Source organism: Paenibacillus xylanexedens (assembly GCF_007676705.1).
Classification (GTDB): Bacteria; Bacillota; Bacilli; order Paenibacillales; family Paenibacillaceae; genus Paenibacillus; species Paenibacillus xylanexedens_C.
Genome location: NZ_VEBF01000001.1, coordinates 1,240,486 through 1,257,711, shown reverse-complemented (window position 1 = coordinate 1,257,711; position 17,226 = coordinate 1,240,486). Strand labels below are relative to the sequence as shown.

At 46.7% G+C, this 17,226-nt stretch carries 16 protein-coding genes; 13 read left to right on the top strand and 3 right to left on the bottom strand.

Annotated elements, in window-relative coordinates; genetic code table 11:
* Positions 1-35: 35 nt before the first annotated feature.
* Both pheT and FS628_RS05510 read left to right on the top strand, forming a co-directional pair.
* The gene (pheT, locus tag FS628_RS05515; RefSeq protein WP_145319838.1) at positions 36-2,489 is read left to right on the top strand and encodes a phenylalanine--tRNA ligase subunit beta; all 2,454 of its coding nucleotides are present in this window, start codon (positions 36-38) and stop codon (positions 2,487-2,489) included.
* Positions 2,490-2,627: 138 nt separating this feature from the next.
* Positions 2,628-5,336 carry a hypothetical protein gene (locus tag FS628_RS05510; protein WP_145319836.1) on the top strand — a complete coding sequence of 903 codons (2,709 nt, stop codon included), beginning with the start codon at positions 2,628-2,630 and terminating at the stop codon, positions 5,334-5,336.
* A 104-nt stretch (positions 5,337-5,440) separates the two neighbouring features.
* Here the strand turns inward: FS628_RS05510 and FS628_RS05505 are convergent, their stop codons facing one another.
* On the bottom strand, positions 5,441-5,827 hold the full coding sequence (locus FS628_RS05505; protein ID WP_145319834.1) for a cytochrome C oxidase subunit II: 387 nt from the start codon (positions 5,825-5,827) through the stop codon (positions 5,441-5,443).
* A gap of 217 nt (positions 5,828-6,044) precedes the next feature.
* The gene (locus FS628_RS05500; RefSeq protein ID WP_036610114.1) at positions 6,045-6,404 is read right to left on the bottom strand and encodes a phage holin family protein; all 360 of its coding nucleotides are present in this window, start codon (positions 6,402-6,404) and stop codon (positions 6,045-6,047) included.
* A 187-nt stretch (positions 6,405-6,591) separates the two neighbouring features.
* On the opposite strand from FS628_RS05500, the gene FS628_RS05495 reads away from it, so the two are divergent.
* The 4 genes from FS628_RS05495 to FS628_RS05480 all read left to right on the top strand — a co-directional run bounded on the left by FS628_RS05495 (position 6,592) and on the right by FS628_RS05480 (position 11,481).
* On the top strand, positions 6,592-8,958 hold the full coding sequence (locus FS628_RS05495; protein ID WP_145319832.1) for an endonuclease MutS2: 2,367 nt from the start codon (positions 6,592-6,594) through the stop codon (positions 8,956-8,958).
* A gap of 70 nt (positions 8,959-9,028) precedes the next feature.
* Positions 9,029-9,448, top strand: coding sequence for a DUF350 domain-containing protein (locus FS628_RS05490; protein WP_062833445.1), 420 nt, complete (start codon positions 9,029-9,031; stop codon positions 9,446-9,448).
* 120 nt (positions 9,449-9,568) lie between these two features.
* Positions 9,569-10,135 (top strand): hypothetical protein, encoded by a 567-nt coding sequence (locus FS628_RS05485; protein ID WP_145319830.1) that lies wholly within the window; start codon positions 9,569-9,571, stop codon positions 10,133-10,135.
* 131 nt (positions 10,136-10,266) lie between these two features.
* Positions 10,267-11,481: an MFS transporter gene (locus tag FS628_RS05480; protein ID WP_145319828.1), complete on the top strand. Its 1,215-nt coding sequence runs from the start codon at positions 10,267-10,269 to the stop codon at positions 11,479-11,481.
* Positions 11,482-11,577: 96 nt separating this feature from the next.
* Here the strand turns inward: FS628_RS05480 and FS628_RS05475 are convergent, their stop codons facing one another.
* Entirely contained in the window at positions 11,578-12,798 is a 1,221-nt protein-coding gene (locus FS628_RS05475) for an NAD(P)/FAD-dependent oxidoreductase (protein ID WP_145319826.1), read from the bottom strand.
* 97 nt (positions 12,799-12,895) lie between these two features.
* On the opposite strand from FS628_RS05475, the gene FS628_RS05470 reads away from it, so the two are divergent.
* The 7 genes from FS628_RS05470 to FS628_RS05440 all read left to right on the top strand — a co-directional run bounded on the left by FS628_RS05470 (position 12,896) and on the right by FS628_RS05440 (position 17,148).
* Positions 12,896-13,129: a hypothetical protein gene (locus tag FS628_RS05470; RefSeq protein WP_145319824.1), complete on the top strand. Its 234-nt coding sequence runs from the start codon at positions 12,896-12,898 to the stop codon at positions 13,127-13,129.
* Positions 13,130-13,210: 81 nt separating this feature from the next.
* Positions 13,211-13,570: a spore coat protein gene (locus tag FS628_RS05465; protein ID WP_440131245.1), complete on the top strand. Its 360-nt coding sequence runs from the start codon at positions 13,211-13,213 to the stop codon at positions 13,568-13,570.
* Positions 13,571-13,728: 158 nt separating this feature from the next.
* Entirely contained in the window at positions 13,729-14,229 is a 501-nt protein-coding gene (locus FS628_RS05460) for an Lrp/AsnC family transcriptional regulator (protein ID WP_145319821.1), read from the top strand.
* Positions 14,230-14,242: 13 nt separating this feature from the next.
* On the top strand, positions 14,243-15,451 hold the full coding sequence (locus FS628_RS05455) for an aminotransferase class I/II-fold pyridoxal phosphate-dependent enzyme (RefSeq protein WP_145319819.1): 1,209 nt from the start codon (positions 14,243-14,245) through the stop codon (positions 15,449-15,451).
* A gap of 175 nt (positions 15,452-15,626) precedes the next feature.
* Positions 15,627-15,848 (top strand): aspartyl-phosphate phosphatase Spo0E family protein, encoded by a 222-nt coding sequence (locus tag FS628_RS05450; RefSeq protein WP_186327769.1) that lies wholly within the window; start codon positions 15,627-15,629, stop codon positions 15,846-15,848.
* A 168-nt stretch (positions 15,849-16,016) separates the two neighbouring features.
* On the top strand, positions 16,017-16,568 hold the full coding sequence (locus tag FS628_RS05445) for a hypothetical protein (protein ID WP_145319815.1): 552 nt from the start codon (positions 16,017-16,019) through the stop codon (positions 16,566-16,568).
* 37 nt (positions 16,569-16,605) lie between these two features.
* On the top strand, positions 16,606-17,148 hold the full coding sequence (locus FS628_RS05440) for a bifunctional adenosylcobinamide kinase/adenosylcobinamide-phosphate guanylyltransferase (RefSeq protein WP_145319813.1): 543 nt from the start codon (positions 16,606-16,608) through the stop codon (positions 17,146-17,148).
* Positions 17,149-17,226 lie beyond the last annotated feature (78 nt).

Genomic DNA, 17,226 nt, shown 5'->3' with positions numbered 1-17,226 from the left:
CAACACCAATTTATAGATGAAGGAAGTGAACGTCCATGAGAGTATCGACAGATTGGCTGTCTGATTATATTTCCCTTGAAGGTGTGACGCCACAGGAATTGGCGGAGAAAATCACCCGTGCGGGAGTCGAGATTGATGTAGTGGAGAACCGCAACAAGGGCGTGAATAAAGTTGTTGTGGGTTATGTGAAGAGTAAGGAAAAGCACCCGGATGCAGACAAACTTAATGTATGTGTCATTGATGCCGGCCAGGAAGAAGATCTGCAGATCGTGTGTGGTGCGAAAAATGTGGATGCTGGTCAAAAAGTAGTTGTAGCTCTGGTTGGAGCGAAGCTCCCTGGTGGATTGGATATCAAAAAAGCTAAACTTCGCGGTGTTGTATCCCTTGGCATGATCTGTTCCGCTAAAGAGCTGGGCATGAACGATAAATTGCTGCCAAAAGATCAGCAGGAAGGTATTCTTGTACTGCCAGAACAAACGGAGATTGGCACGCCAATCAGCCAGGTTCTTGGTCTCGACGACCATGTGCTTGAACTGGACCTTACCCCGAACCGTTCCGACTGTCTCAGCATGCGTGGTGCAGCTTATGAAGTGGGTGCCATCCTGGGACGTGAAGTGAAGCTGCCGAGTCCCAAAGACCAACTGGTTGAGGTTGGTGATGCGGCTGCGAATCATATCTCGGTAGAGATTAAGGCGCAGGAGCAATGCAGTCACTACGCAGCTCGTTATGTAACCGGCATTAAGCTGGGGGCTTCCCCGCTCTGGATGCAAAACCGTTTGATGGCTGCAGGTGTTCGTCCAATCAACAATATCGTTGATATCACGAATTATGTCATGCTGGAATACGGTCAACCGCTACATGCATTTGATGCGGATAAGCTGGATAAAGGCCATATTGAAGTGCGGATGGCTAACGAAGGCGAAACGATTGTTACGCTGGATGGACAGGAGCGCAAGCTGGAGCCGCACATGTTGCTTATTACGGATGGCGTGAAGCCAGTAGCCATCGCTGGGGTTATGGGTGGAGAGAATTCCGAGGTATCAGAAGGCACAGTGAATCTGTTGCTGGAGTCCGCCAAGTTCGACGGCGGAACCGTTCGGAAAACGTCGCGCCAACTGGGGCTGCGTTCCGAAGCAAGCATGCGTTTTGAGAAGGAAGTGGATCCGGGTGCAGTCATTACAGCTCTGGATCGTGCGGCTGAACTGATTCAGCGTTATGCTGAAGGTGAAGTGCACCAGGGAATCGTGGAAGCTGGAGCAGAAGCTGCAGAGAAACGTGTAATTCAATTGTCGCTGGACAGACTGAATCGTTATCTGGGAACAGATCTTTCATTGCTCGAGGTGAAAACCATCTTCGCTCGCTTGCACTTTGCATGTGGTGATGCTGATCAAGGATTGCTGGATGTGGAAGTACCAACACGCAGAGGGGATATTACGCTCGATGTAGACTTGTTTGAAGAGATCGCGCGTCTGTACGGATATGACAACATTCCAACCACATGGATTGAAGGACCGACGACTCCGGGTGCTTATACACGCTCTCAAGCGATGCGTCGCACCATTCGTGGATTACTCTCAGGTAGTGGCTGGCAGGAGATGATCAGCTACTCCTTTGTACACCCGGATAAAGCAACACTGTTCCCAGCGTTGACACAAGGCAGTAAAGCCGTGAAGCTCGCGATGCCTATGAGTGAGGACCGCAGTGTGCTTCGTACGAGTATTTTGCCGCAAATGCTGGATGCAGCGGTGTACAACATGAACCGCAAACAGGACTCACTGGCTGTATTTGAAGTGGGCAATGTGTTCTTCACTGAAGAAGACCAGTTGACCAAGCAACCACATGAGATTCCGGTACTGGGCTTGTTGCTCACTGGGAATCGTGCAACTCAGCAGTGGAATGTTGGAGCGGAGAAAGTGGACTTCTTCGATCTGAAAGGTGCGCTTGAGCATCTGTTCGCCTATGTGGGTCTGGAACAACGCATTCGCTTGGTAGCGAACAGCCCTGAAGGATTCCATCCGGGACGTTCCGCATCGGTTTATCTGGAAGGAAAGGATGGCGGGGAAGGTAAATTGATTGGTACGCTGGGTCAATTGCATCCGGAACTGCAACAACAGTATGATCTGAATGATGTATACATCGCAGAGATTGCGCTTGAATCAATCTACAGTGAAGCGGACGCTGATATTCGTTATCGTGAACTTCCGCGTTTCCCGGCCATGGAACGTGATATCGCGGTTGTTGTGAATGAGGATATCGAAGCAGGGGATATGCTGCGCGCCATTCGTGAATCTGCAGGTGAATTGTTACAAACCGTACAGGTATTCGATGTGTTTACTGGCAGCAAACTGGGTGAAAACAAGAAGAGCGTGGCGATGGCACTGGTGTACCGGAATCGTGAACGTACACTGACTGATGAGGAAGTTACTGAAGTTCACGCCCGTGTAGTGGCTCGTCTGGAAGAGCAATTTGGAGCGGAATTGCGTAAATAGGACAGAAGAAGATTTTTTGAACAAAGATTAGCAGGAATTGTTTGAAGTCACATCGAATCCTTAGCATTAGAGGATCGATGTGACTTTTTTGTGATTACAGCTTAGAATCAACATACAGACTTGAAGGAGGGCACAACTGTGACTACACCTGACCGTACACGCGTCACCGTAGAGATCTACGGGACTTCCTATAAACTGGTTGGCAGCAGTGCCGACTATATGAAACAAGTAGCTAACCTGGTAGATGAGCGTATGAGCGCGATCTCCAAGCAAAATTCCCGTCTGGATACTCCGCGTATTGCGGTACTGGCGGCTGTACATATGGCTGAACAGTCTCTTCAGACTCATGAAATCCGGAATGAACTGAAGATGCTTACTGGAGAACGTACAGAACTGAGAAACGAATTGAATCGGTTAAACGCCATACAAAATGAACATCAACAAGAATTGGAACGTCGTGATCAGTCTCTTGCTGAATTGCAGAAGCTAAAGCTCGAAGCAGAGCAGGCGTTGCAAAAGTCCGAAACGGACAAAAATTCAGAGATAGCCAAGTTGAATAAGCTGCTGGAGCAAGAACGCGCTCAAGCAACGGAGCGAGTGCAGAAATTGCAGGCCCAAGCGACGGCACAACTGAAGGAAGCAGAAGCCAAGGGAACGAAACAGCTGAAGGAAATGGAAGAGAAAGCGGCTAACCAGCTTAAAAATGCACAGGCACAGGCTGCTTCCCAGCTCAAAGAAGCTCAGAACCGTTCTGCAGCTGAATTGCAGCAGGCGCAGGCAAAAGCTGCGGCGCAATATAAAGAGTTGCAGGACAAGACTGCAGCTCAATTGAAAGAAGCCGAAAGCCGTGCCGTTGCAGAACGTCAACAGATTGAAGCCAAGGCTGCGCAACAGGTTCAGACAGCCAAGGAAGAAGCCGAGTCGGCCATTTTGTCCGAGTTGGAGCAGGCAGAGAGCAATCTGAAGAAAGCTGAGGAAGAAGCGGCACTGCGATATCATGAACTTCAGCAACAGATGGAACTTCGTCTTCAACAGGCTGAAGAAAAAGCGCTGCAACAGACACAAGAGCTCACGGATCAGGCGAATCAGGAACGGGCTGACTTGCAGGAACAAGCGGAGCAGAAGCGCCTGACTGAGATAAATCAGTTGAATGCGGAGTTCAAGGCGTTATCCGAGCAGTTGGAACTCGAATGGATGGAGAAAGAAGCAGCCCTCGAGGAACAATTGCAGCAAGCCAAGGAAGCAGCAGCATCCCAGGCAACAGAAGCGGCATCGGCTGCAGAGTCCATACTGCAAGAAGAACGGGGCAAGCTTAAGCAGCAACTTGAGGAACAACGTAAACAGGCGGAGACTCGACTATTAGATGTCGAAGAGCAATTGGAAGAAGTGATGACCCAGCTCATCAGTGCACAGGATGTGGTTGCGGAGCAAGAACAGCAGCTTCAGCACGAGCGTGATCAATTGGAAACGTTGCGTCATGAGTATGAGGGTCGTAAACAGGAGCAGGAAGTTCAGGCTCGCCGAATCACGGAACTGGAGCAGCAACTGGAACAGTTGAAAGAGGATCGTTCCCAGTTACAGGAGCTTCTCCGTGAAACGGAGCAGGCTGCTCAGCAATCTCGTGATGCACAGCAGCAATGGAAGCAGAAGTATAATGAAACTGTTGATAGAGAAGCCTCTCTCACAGCCCAGCTACGCAAACTTCAGGAGCAACACGCACAGCTTGAACAGGAAGCCCAAAAGCTTCGTGAGGCTGAAGTGAAGTCGGAAGAGGAACAGCGTAGGCTGCATAAGGTGCTTGAACAGGCTCATGCTGCGGTGCGTACATTGCAGCATGAGATCAGCACACTCACGGAACGTGAGCAGTCCTGGAAAGACCTTGCTGAGCAGCGATTGGCTGAGATCGGTGACCTGGAGAATCAGATTCTCGAAGTTGCTGAACAAAATGAAACGCTGGAGTCTGGTGTGCAATCTCTTCATGATGAATTGTCCGTGGTGAAGGAAGAATCTCGTTTCAATCATGAGGAGGCTGTGCATTATCAGAAGAATGCAGAGCTTTTGGAAGAGAAGTGCAAACAGCTTGAAGTTGAGCTAAATGGGGTCCGGGAAGAGTTGAACCGACTTCAGGATAGTTATAAACAAATCCGTAATGATTACAGTGATGCATTACAACGAGAAGAGAATTACAGTTCCAAGCTTGATGAATTGAGTAAGGAGAAACAAGAAATTGTAAGTGCGCTTGAAGAAGCAAGACAGTCTTCAGCGAAACTGTCCGAGCGCTACTCGGAGCAAGAGAGCCGGTTAGCCCAGACCGAAGAAGAAGCGTTGGAGTGGCAGATCAAACACGAAGAGTTGTCAGTCAAACAGGCCGAGTTGTCATCCCGCCTAGAGCAGTTGACGAGACGTGAAGAAGAACTCCGCTCAAGCGTTGAACAAGCAGAGCAGAACGACCAGGTGTGGCAACGCCGTGCAGAAGAATGGGCGGCTCAGGAACAATCCTGGCAGGAACGCTGGGCTGCGCTTGAGAATGAACTGACGGTATGGAAGAGAGAAAGTGCGGCAAGTAGCGAGTTGCTGGAGGGACTGGAGCAAGAACGACAGCAGCTGGACCAGTTACGGGCAGAAGCGACCCAGGAGAAACAGATCATGGAAAATGAACTGCTTGAGATGGGGGAGCGTTACGAACTAGCGGCCAATCAATTACGTTTGTTACAGGTTGAACGCGAAATGGAGCAGGAAAAGGCAGAGCAGCTGAATACGGAATATCGTCAGTTGCATGATGAATATACGAAATTGCAGACGGAATATAACGAATGGATTGAATTGATTGAACAGGACCAGACCTAGCGGATTGATTGTAGCAGAACTGGCTCGTGTGCAACGCACTCTGGTACAATTTGTTATACTAAAGAAGGAGCTCCCGTCGCTGCGGGGGCTCCTTGTCTTGAATACTATTCTTCAACGATAATTTTGGAGATCATGCTGCTGTGTCCGGAACCACAGAAGACCGAACAGGACATTTCAAATTCACCGACTTTGTCCGGGGTGATCACTTTGGAACTATTTCTGGTGTCGAGCGTAAGATTCAGCTCAGGCACGAGAATACCGTGGTTTCCGTTTACATTTTCATAAACAATCTTAACCGGGACACCTTTTTTAAGATGGTACTCGGGTTGATCAAATTTGTAGTTGCTTGCCTTGATGACCAATTCTTCACTGGCTGTAACGCCAGCATCCGACCCGTTGCTGTCAGAGTCTGCGGACTGATTCGCTCCTCCGCATGCAGCGAGGACCAGAATTAACATACAGGCAGCAAGCCATGCTATGCCTCTCTTCATCATGTGCCTCCTTAGGGTAATATGGGTAAAATGTGAATGATTGCTCCAGTCATCATACCGCAATATGTGGATGCCTGTACACGCAGCGTATGTCGTTTTTTTGAAAACTGTATGTGTTTGTTGCACTATCGTTATGGCCCGAATGAAATAAACCTCTTCCGGCAAAGGCCTTCAGAGGTTTAGGAGTATTCATGCACACGAAAAGGAGAAACTGATATTAGCTTTTGGAGCTTCGTCCGGCATCAAAAGGGGTGGAAACCGGAATGAAGAGATCGATAATCCCGATAACCAGGGCGGCCAAGATGGCACCGAGCAGGCTGACCTCAACATGATCGACAACATATTGACCTAGCCAAATCACCAGTGCGCTAACGATAAATCCGACAATACCGCGACCAAAGGGGTTGACCCTTTTGCCGAAGATACCTTCAACGATCCAGCCGAGCAGGGCAATAACGAGAGCAAGCAACAGAGCGCTCCAGAAGCCTCCAACGGCGAATCCGGGAACGATCCAGCTGACCACCATTAAAACAATTGCGGCGATAACAAATCGCACAACATGTCCCAGAAAATTCATGGTGTTTACCTCCTTTTATTCGGATTGAACTGAGCAGGGCATCTCTAAGGCTTTGGAGAGGTTGCACAATCCTGACACCTGTAGTTTGTGGTGCTATGGTTGAAGTTATGTGTGGAAGGATTCGTTAAATAGCGCAAGAAAGTTTCTTTCGTTATAATACAGATATAGTTTGGAAGGAGTTGTACTCTTGGACACGAAAATTTTACACACACTGGAATATCGCAAGATTTTAAATACATTGCTTAGCTTTGCCCAAACTACAATGGGCAAAAAGAAAGCGGAGCAACTTGAACCGATCAGTGAACTTGAAGAAGTAAAGCGGTTGCTGCAGCAAACCGATGAAGCATTCACATTTGATCGTCTGAAAGGTTCGCCGTCTTTTGGAGGGATTGTAGATATTACGGCCTCGATCAAACGTGCTGAAATTGGAGGAACGCTTAATCCTCACGAACTTTTGGGAATATCCAATACAACCTTTGCTGCACGACGATTGAAGCGCCTGATTGCCACAGTGCATGAAGATGAGACGATTGACTCCTTGTTTTATATCAGCGATCAATTGTCAGAGCAAAAAGCGCTTGAGGATGCCATCAAAATCTGTATCGACGATAATGCAGAAGTTGCCGACAGTGCAAGCGTAACGCTAGCGCAGATTCGTCGTGAGCTGAGAGGCGGAGAAGCACGGATTCGCGAGAAACTGGATTCCATGATTCGATCCTCTACCGTATCCAAGATGTTGCAGGATCAGCTCATTACGATCAGGGGAGACCGTTTTGTTATCCCGGTGAAAGCCGAATATCGTTCGTACTTCGGAGGGATTGTGCATGATCAATCCGGTTCAGGTGCGACATTGTTCATTGAGCCGGAATCCATTGTTGCGATGAACAACAAATTGCGCGAGACCCGGATTCGGGAGGAGCGCGAAATAGAAATTATTTTGCAGAAATTGACGGCACTTGTTAGTGAACAGGGAGAATGGCTGCTGTATGATGTCGACTTGCTGGGCTCTCTTGATTTTATCTTTGCCAAGGCACGCCTGGCTCGTGAGCTGAAAGCAACGTTGCCACGCATGAATGACCGTGGATTCCTTAAGCTCAAGAAAGGCCGTCATCCGCTGATTCCGATTGAAAATGTGGTCCCAATTGACATAGAGCTGGGCAATGATTACACCTCCATCATCGTGACAGGTCCAAATACCGGTGGTAAGACGGTAACGCTCAAAACAATTGGATTGCTGAGCCTGATGGCGATGTCCGGCCTATTCGTTCCGGCAGAGGATGGCAGTCAGCTATGTGTATTTGATGCGATCTACGCCGATATTGGCGACGAGCAGAGTATTGAGCAGAACCTGAGTACCTTCTCCAGTCATATGACGAACATCATTCGCATTCTGAAGAATATGACACCGAAAAGCTTGGTATTGCTCGATGAACTTGGAGCAGGAACAGATCCAGCTGAAGGTTCCGCACTGGCAATCTCTATGCTGGAGCATATGCACCGGACGGGATGTCGCATGGTTGCAACTACCCATTACAGTGAACTGAAAGCATACGCATATGAGCGTAAGGGCGTCATTAATGCCAGCATGGAATTTGACATTAATACATTGAGTCCAACCTATCGCCTTCTGGTGGGTGTACCTGGACGAAGTAATGCATTTGCCATTGCAGAGCGCCTGGGGCTTCCGGGTTATATTCTCGACTACGCTCGTGGCGAAGTGAAGGAAGAGGATCAACGGATCGAGCATATGATTGCTTCTCTTGAAGAGAACCGACTTACGGCAGAGCAAGAGCGTGAGAAGGCGGAGAGCTTGCGTCAGGATATGGAGAAATTACGCAGTCGTCACCAGTCTGAACTGGAAAAGCTGGAACAGCAGCGTGATCGTCGGATTGAAAAAGCAGAAGAAGATGCACGGAGCATTGTGGACAAGGCTCGTGCGGAAGCGGAGAAGATTATAGCAGATCTTCGCCAGTTGGCTATGGAGGAAGGTGCTTCCGTGAAGGAGCACAAACTCATTGCTGCCCGCAAACAGCTGGATGAAGCTGAACCAGAGAAACGCAGGAAAACCGTCAAGAAGACGACATCAGCACCGAAGACTCGTGCCATCGGTCCTGGTGATGAAGTGCTGGTCTATAGTTTGAATCAAAAAGGCCATGTTGTGGAGATGTCGGGTAGCAAAGACGCGATGGTGCAGCTAGGGATTATGAAAATGAAAGTATCCCTGGATGATTTGGAATTGCAGCAATCGGCTCCCGCAGCCAAACCGAAACAAAAACCGGTAACTGGCATGAAACGCACGCGTGATGACAATGTGAAGAGTGAACTGGATCTGCGTGGTACCAACCTGGAAGAAGCCCTGATGGAAACAGATCGTTTCATTGATGAAGCTTTCCTCGCCAACCTGGGCCAAGTGTATATTATTCATGGTAAAGGTACAGGGATTTTGCGTTCCGGTATTCAGGATTACCTGCGTAAGCATAAACATATTAAAAGTTACCGGCTGGGCAATTACGGAGAAGGCGGGAACGGTGTGACCGTCGCAGAATTGGAATAGCCGGACCATGAATCAATGATATTCTGCAACTTTTTCATGAAGGTCGCAGATGGGGAGAGGGGAACGGTGCGTGAAAGAAAGCATTGACCAATTGCTGTCTCATCCCTTGGGGATGGTACTCGGTTTTTTCTCGGTAGCGATTATGGAGCTGCTTGTATTTCTGGCTTGCTTCGAACTGGTGACCAAATATAAATGCTGGACAGAGATCAAGAAGGGCAATGTGGCCGTTGCCATGGCAACAGGAGGCAAGATCTTCGGGATCTGTAACGTACTGCGTTTCTGCATACAGGCTAAATCTTCGGTATATGAAGCCATGACGTGGTCGTTTGTCGGATTCATCCTTCTGCTCGTTGCCTATTTTTTGTTCGAATTCCTGACGCCCGTGTTCTCCATTGATAAGGAGATCGAAGCGGATAACCGAGCTGTTGGATTGATATCCATGATTATTTCCGTCTCATTGTCGTTTGTTATTGGCGCGAGTATTATCTAGGGGGACCGGTCATGAAGATATTGATACGGATTCTGTTTGCGGCATCAATTGTGTTCTTTGCCATCGGTGTCATCTATGTGATGAATACATGATTATTTGAAAGAGAAAGGTTGATTCAATATGGAAACAACAGTATGCCCTTGGTGTCACACGGAGATTGTATGGGATGAGGAACTCGGTCCTGAAGAAGAGTGTCCATACTGCCACAATGAATTGAAGGGATATCGTACGCTCAACATTGACATCGGTGATGAAGAGCAAGATGAAGTTGAAGACGACATTTATGATGTGGATCATGCAAACGATGATAAACAGACTACGGATCTTTCAGATCTGTGGGGGGATGAAGTCGAGCTTAAATTGCCTGAGTTGCGAACGTTAACCAAATACGCGGATGAAGGCAATGACCTGATTCAATATGAACAAGGTGTCCAGAAGCAACTTGATCATCAGGAAGAAGTACCGGAGTGCCCGAATTGTCGGGAATTCATGATTCTCGCTGGCACTCAAGCTGCAACGGAGGATAACTTTACTTCAGTTGCTAACGCAGCTTCGGGTGAAGGCTCCCTACTGTCACCACCATTCACGGTACAAACTTATGTATGCTCGGGATGTTTCCAAGTTCAATATAGTCTGTCTGAGAATGATCGCTTGCGTCTGATTAAGAACCTGAGTGCGCATAAATAGATAGCATTCGGAAATGCATACCAATTTCAAAGCAATCCTGAAGATTCATCATGTTTTCCTCCAGCTTGGGGCACGTTAACCCTAAGACCTACCTGTAAACAGTTCACTTCAGGTGGATTAAGGAGGAGCAGATGAAGATTACTTTAGGCCGACAATCCATTCTGCTTTTGGGCGTGAATGGATTGTTTGCGTTAGCCGGAGCGCTGTCGGGAACCTTTTTGAATGTGTTTCTGTGGAAAAGCCGTCCGGATTATGCCATGTTGGGTTGGTTCACAATCAGTCAGCAATTGGCCATTGGACTCACGTTCTGGCTTGCTGGCAAATGGGTCAAGGAACACAATAAAATGAGTGCTTTACGACTGGGTACTGCGCTGTCCGGCCTTTTCTATATGGTTGTCCTCTGGGCCGGTTCCAGAGCTGTAGACTGGATTTGGCCTCTGGGCATATTACTGGGTTGTTCTCTGGGGCTATTCTGGATCGCATTTAATGTCGTGTATTTTGAAATAACGGATCGGGAAAACAGAGATCTATTCAATGGCTGGGTCGGATTACTTGGCTCGATGACAGGAATTATAGGTCCATGGTTCTCCGGTCTGATTATTACCCGAATGGCGGATAATACAGGGTATCGACTCATATTTACGGTATCACTCGTCATTTATGTTATCGCGGTAGTCTTTAGTTTTTTTCTCAAAAAGAGAAAGGTAAGCGGAACATACCGCTGGTCCGAGCCTTGGATACAGTTATCCAAACCGGATAGTCCCTGGAGGACCTTGGCTTTGGGTTTGTTCGCTCAGGGTGCGCGTGAAGGTGTTTTTGCCTTTTTGATTGCACTGCTTGTATACGTGGCCACTGCACAGGAGTATAAATTGGGACAGTTCTCACTCATCACTTCTGCTGTAGCATTACTAAGTTATTGGGCAGTGGGGAAATGGTTTAAACCACAGTATAGATCAAGAGGCATGTTCATTGGAGCTCTGATTCTGCTGATTGTGCTGATTCCTCTTCTGTGGAAAGTGACCTATGTTACGCTGTTAATCGTGGGGATTGGAAGTGCAGTCGCGATGCCATTGTATATTTTACCTATGATATCAGCGGGATTCGACATGATGGGTACAAGTGGCGAAAATGTGGAGAAAAGGGTTGAACTTGTCGTATTGAGAGAGTTATGTCTGATGGGTGGCCGACTTTTCGGGTTGACCATATTTATTGTAACGGTCATGAATACTCCGTCCCTGCGCATGTTAACTTGGCTTATTATCGTTCTGGGTGCGTTCCCGCTGATCGGCTGGTTCTTTATGCGTAAATTATTGAAGCGGCCGGAAGGTCAAGAGTCGGCGGGCTAGCAGCCTTTCAATATATAAACAGGGTACAATGCAGGGAAAGATAAAACTTTCCTTGTACTGTACCCTGTTTGTATTGGTATTGGTTCATATAGTTGGTTATACAGGAGATGGTTTACTTGTACGTGTAAGTGAGAATAGATCCATATCAGGGTTCTGCTTGCCCGTAATGGCATCCACAATCAGAGAGGCAGCAATCATACTGTACACGGTACCGTTGCCTCCATACCCTTCAACAAAGTACGAATTCGGATAATCTGGATGTGGACCGATAAACGGAAGACCATCATGGGTACTGCCAAATACAGCTTCCCAAGCGTAATCGACTTCGAGATCAGGTAATGGAAAATACTCGGCAATCTTCTGTAACAAAATCTCACCTTTATGAACCGCCTTGATCGCCCGTTGTTCTTCTCGAGGACGATTCTCATCAAGTCCACCAGCCATTATTCTTCCGTCTGGAGTCGTGCGCATATATAGATAAGGTCGTTCGGTCTCCCATATCATGCACTGCTTATACCAGCTGCTTAGATCCTGTATTGGCTTGGTAGCTATAGCATATGTGCTTATCAGGTATGCGCCTCTGTCTTTTTTGATTTCTTGTGTTTCATAGCCTGTTGAGAAAATAACATGTTTGGCACGTACAGTGCCATGAGGTGTGTAACATAGGACACCATTTCCATCGTAATCACAGTGGGTGAATTCACTATGAGCATAGACTTTAGCTCCTTGACGTGAGGCTGAGTGGAATAGTGAATGAACCAAACGATAAGGATTTACCTCAGCATCCCCGCTTGTATATAGTGCAGCGCGTCTGCTGAACGGGAACAGTGCACTGATTTTTTCCTGATCCCACAGCTCTACATCAAATCCATAATGTTTCAGGTTACGATATTCTTCCTCCAGCAACGGTACATCTTCCTCGTGACTGGCGCAATACAGACTTGTGCGAGGCACAAACCAAGGATCAATCTCAAGCTTCGATGAAATTTTTTCGAGATGTTGCATGGCATCACGGCATAATTCGTAGAATCGAACACCGCGTTCTTCTCCGAATGTCTGGATACAAGAGGTGAGCGTTTTGTCGTTCGCATATTGGAGCAGGCCCATATTTGCCATGCTGCTGCCATGACCGATATCTCTTTTGTCAATAACAACGGTATCAATCCCCTGATCTATCAGAAGCTTGGCAGAGAGTGCGCCTCCTATTCCACCGCCGATGATTAGGCAATCACAGGACAGATTTTCTTTCAAAACAGGATAATGGGGATGGGAATCAAAGGTGGTTGGCCAAAACGTTTCCCCGTTAATAAGTTCCACAATTAATCACCTCTGTAGAATGTAGTTGAAGTATACTTTTTCAGGTTAGGGTAACAATAAATTCGCAATAACTTTAGGTTAAGGAGGTCAGACATACATGCAAAATTCACAAATGCAAGCACTGAGCCCCAAGGAACTGAACTATATCGCGGATTCAATTTCCAATGAGGAAATGTTAATCAAACAATGTGCAGCTACAGCCTCCATCACACATAATCCGCAAATTCAACAGGTGCTGAATCATTATGTTCGCTCACATGAGCAGCATCTGAATACTCTTGTCAATGCGTTACAGCAACATCAATCTCTTGCACCAGCGCAATCCCAGTAAAGCTCAAAACACGACAAGTTATTCTAAAGCATAGGAGGAAAATAAGTGTACACTCAATCTTTGTCATCTGGTGGGAATTTTATGCAAGAACAAGATTTGTTGAAGTCGATTCTTGCAGATTTAAGACGAACCTCACGTGAATATACAACAGCAACTACTGAATCTTCCTGTCCCACAACTCGTAGAATGTTCAATGAGTTAACGAACGATACATTAAGATTGCAAGGTGAATTGTTCAATCTGATGCAACAAAACAACATGTATTCCGCTTCATCCAAAGCACTTCGTCAGGATGTGGACAAACAAATCCAGTCTGCACAACAGACCCAACAGAAGTGTCAGCAATTCATTCAAGAAAAGAACACGCAGAACAGTTCATATAGCCAAGCTCCTAATGTGCCTCAGCATCAGCCGAATTACGGTAACCCTTATTACATGTAACCCGTGTATAAGAGGTTTGAGCACCTACGATCCAGGACCATACCACCGCTTGCCTGAATTCAGGGCAGGCGGTCTTTTGTCTTTGCATCAACGTTAAATTCATGTAATATAAGTATTAATTCATTTTCAGGAACCTGGATGATGCTGGAGGGAAAACCATGAAAGATTTGAACGATCTGCAATTAAAAGTTCTGGATCTTCTAAAGGAAGACGCGAGAAGGACTCCCGCACTGCTGTCGACGCTGCTGGGGGAGTCGGAAGACAAGATCAAGAACGTCGTGGCACAGCTTGAACAAGACCACGTCATCGTGAAATACGCAACCGTCGTGAACTGGAGTAAAATAGATGATGAGAAAGTAACGGCCTTGATTGAGGTGCAGATTACGCCGGAGCGTGGTCGTGGCTTTGAAGGAATTGCTGAGCGCATTTATCTATACCCTCAAGTGAAGTCCGTATATCTCATGTCAGGCGCATACGATCTGCTCGTTGAAGTGGAAGGTGGCAACCTGCGTGAAGTCGCTAATTTCGTGTCGGAGAAACTGTCTCCGATTGACTCTGTACTTTCAACCAAAACGAATTTTATTCTTAAAAAATATAAGCAGGACGGGATTATCTTTGAAGACCATCAGGAAGACAACCGTCTCATGATCTCGCCGTAAAGGAAGATGTGTCATGATAGTGAATGAACAGACAACCGGGAACAACAAGAATATGACATCTTATCTGGCACCTCTCGTGCAGCAGATACCTCCATCCGGAATTCGCAAATTTTTCGATCTGGTTGGTGACAACAAGGATATTATCACATTGGGCGTGGGTGAACCTGACTTTGTTACACCTTGGCATATGCGTGAAGCTTGTGTATACTCGCTGGAAAGAGGTATGACCAGCTACACATCCAACGCAGGCATGCCGAAGCTGAGAGAAGCCATCAGCGAGTATCTGGATACGCAGTTTGATACCAAATATGATCCCAAGGATGAGATTATTGTTACCGTGGGTGGCAGTGAAGCGATTGATTTGGCTTTGCGCGCATTAATTGTACCTGGCGACGAAATTCTCATTCCTGAACCTTCGTACGTAGCTTATTCACCAATCGCTTCGATCGGTGGAGGGATACCGGTCGGTGTTGAAACCTATGCGAAAGATCAGTTCAAGCTAACGGCTGAAGCACTTGAAGCAGGCATCACACCGAAGTCGAAAGTGGTTATTCTGTGTTATCCGAGTAATCCAACAGGGGCGATCATGACCTATGAAGAGTGGCTGCCGATTGCTGAAGTGATCAAAAAGCATGATCTAATCGTGATTGCGGATGAAATATATGCTGAATTGACCTATACGCAAAAGCATGTCAGCTTTGCTGCTATTCCTGATATGAAGGAGCGGACCATTCTGGTAAGCGGATTTTCCAAAGCCTTTGCAATGACAGGATGGCGGATTGGATATATGTGTGGTCACCCTGAACTTATTGCAGCCATGCTCAAAATCCACCAGTATACGGTAATGTGCGCGCCGGCCATGGGCCAGGTTGCTGCACTTGAGGCATTGACGAATGGTCTGGGTGAGAAAGACCGGATGGTAGAATCGTATAATCAACGTAGACGTTTGATTGTGCAGGGATTCCGGGATATTGGACTTGACTGTCACGAACCTCAGGGAGCATTCTATGCATTCCCGAGTATTCAAAAGACAGGCATGAGTTCCGACCTGTTTGCCGAGCGATTGTTAACGGAGAATAAAGTTGCTGCTGTTCCTGGGAATGTTTTTGGTCCTCAGGGTGAAGGCTTCTTGCGTTGCTCGTATGCTACTTCCGTAACCCAATTGAATGAAGCATTGGAACGAATCGGAAACTTTGTTTACAAATTGCAAAAAGAGGGTTAATACTTTTTACACAGATATACATTTTATCATTGTAAAAAAATAACTTTCTTTTACAAAATATTGTGATATAATTTCAATTTGAAATAAGTTTTCATAATTTGGAAACCATTTTTCCAAGGAGGGGTTGGCTTTGTTTTGTGTTGAATATGATTTACCGACTAATCGTGGGCACTATCTGGCAGAAGGCGATCATGGCGACCGATGGTCGGTGAAACCTGATCACGCATCTTTGCATGACATTTCCTTGGAAGATGAGATTCATATGCTTCGTCGCAAGATGGAACAGATCTTCCTTGAAGAGAAATCATTCACATCCGATATTGTAATTGAAATCAGCAGTTTGCTGGATCTAAAGATTAATGAATACATGAAGGCTAACCCGATTAAAGGGAAATAACGTTTTCGCTGGATTTGAAACGTTTCGTTAATGGAGTTAGAAAAGGAGACCTGAGAGGGTCTTCTTTTTTGTGTGTAGAGCAAAGGATATCCCCCGATAAGCCAGGTTATTTTTTTGCGTGGAACAATTGTGATATATTGGACATAGGAGACTAAAGGGGGAACTGGAATGAAGAGATTTTGGGGGCTTACTGCGATCATTTCTGTTATTTTTTTGTTGGCTGGTTGTGGGGGAAAGGATGGATTTTCCGTTTTTATCATTGATAACCAAGGAAATCCATCTGTGATCTCGGAGCAGTTGCAGGCCAATCTGCAACAGAAACTTGGCGAGGAGCCCAAGGTGGAAGTGATCACCAGTGCGATGTATGATGTTCAGAAAATTATGGTAGAGTATGCGGCTGGGGGACATGATATCTTCATATTGCCTGAATCCGACATGAAACAATACGGAAGTAATGGTTCCAATGTTCCGCTTGATGATACCTTTGATCCCAAGAAGTATGAACGTGGTGTATTTGAAGGTGGGGTCTTAGTGGAGCAAGGTGAAGGAGATGCAGGTTCAGATCTCAAGCAAGAATCACATCTTTACGGCATTCCACTCGAAGACATGAAGATGTTTAAAGATGTAGAATATGCTGCAAGTAATCTATTTGCCACCATTCCGGTATCAGCTTCCAATGTCGAAGAATCCAAAAAAGTGCTGAAGGCGCTAACAGAGTAAACGAAATACAGAATGGCTACGGAAGGAGGGAAGCGGATTGTTGATTACGGTCACAGGCGGCATAGGTAGTGGTAAAACCCGGTTTGCCCTCAAGTACGCAGCCGGGATTAGCCGGGAGGGCGTATATTTATCCACTGGTGATCATGATCCCGTTATTCCCGAATTGCCATCCGCTCATTATCGTGCCATTCATGCCGGGAACGGTCAGCATCTGACAGAGGTGATCACCCAGATTAATCGGGAATCCAATCTGTTTTTGGCGGATCAGCGAATTGTAATTGTAGACAGTCTTACCTCATGGATGGCTGCCGGCTTCAGGGCCACAGAGGATCTGAATCACCAGCGTGCAGAGACACAGCTTTTGCTTGATGCATTATTGTCTTATCAGGGGAAGTTGCTTGTGATTACCAATGAAATGCATGGCACATTGCATCCTACAGAGGAAGAACGAATATTTACAGCGAGAATGGCTTCGGTTAACCGGATGCTGCAGACACGTGCTGAAAAGATGTACATGCTGGTATCCGGTCTGGCTATCGATCTTAAGCGTCAGGGAATGCGGGATGAAGATGAACGGTAGCGAGATGACATAAACGGGTGATATGAAGAAGCCTCCTCGACCACGAAATGGTGGCAAGGAGGCTTTATTTATTGAGTC

Bases quoted from the DNA above. Each gene is read 5' to 3' on its own strand.
- pheT (WP_145319838.1), top strand. From the start codon at position 36: ATGAGAGTATCGACAGATTGGCTGTCTGATTATATTTCCCTTGAAGGT.
- FS628_RS05505 (WP_145319834.1), bottom strand. From the start codon at position 5,827: ATGAAGAGAGGCATAGCATGGCTTGCTGCCTGTATGTTAATTCTGGTC.
- FS628_RS05500 (WP_036610114.1), bottom strand. From the start codon at position 6,404: ATGAATTTTCTGGGACATGTTGTGCGATTTGTTATCGCCGCAATTGTT.
- FS628_RS05485 (WP_145319830.1), top strand. From the start codon at position 9,569: ATGGAAACAACAGTATGCCCTTGGTGTCACACGGAGATTGTATGGGAT.
- FS628_RS05480 (WP_145319828.1), top strand. From the start codon at position 10,267: ATGAAGATTACTTTAGGCCGACAATCCATTCTGCTTTTGGGCGTGAAT.
- FS628_RS05470 (WP_145319824.1), top strand. From the start codon at position 12,896: ATGCAAAATTCACAAATGCAAGCACTGAGCCCCAAGGAACTGAACTAT.
- FS628_RS05465 (WP_440131245.1), top strand. From the start codon at position 13,211: ATGCAAGAACAAGATTTGTTGAAGTCGATTCTTGCAGATTTAAGACGA.
- FS628_RS05460 (WP_145319821.1), top strand. From the start codon at position 13,729: ATGAAAGATTTGAACGATCTGCAATTAAAAGTTCTGGATCTTCTAAAG.
- FS628_RS05455 (WP_145319819.1), top strand. From the start codon at position 14,243: ATGATAGTGAATGAACAGACAACCGGGAACAACAAGAATATGACATCT.
- FS628_RS05445 (WP_145319815.1), top strand. From the start codon at position 16,017: ATGAAGAGATTTTGGGGGCTTACTGCGATCATTTCTGTTATTTTTTTG.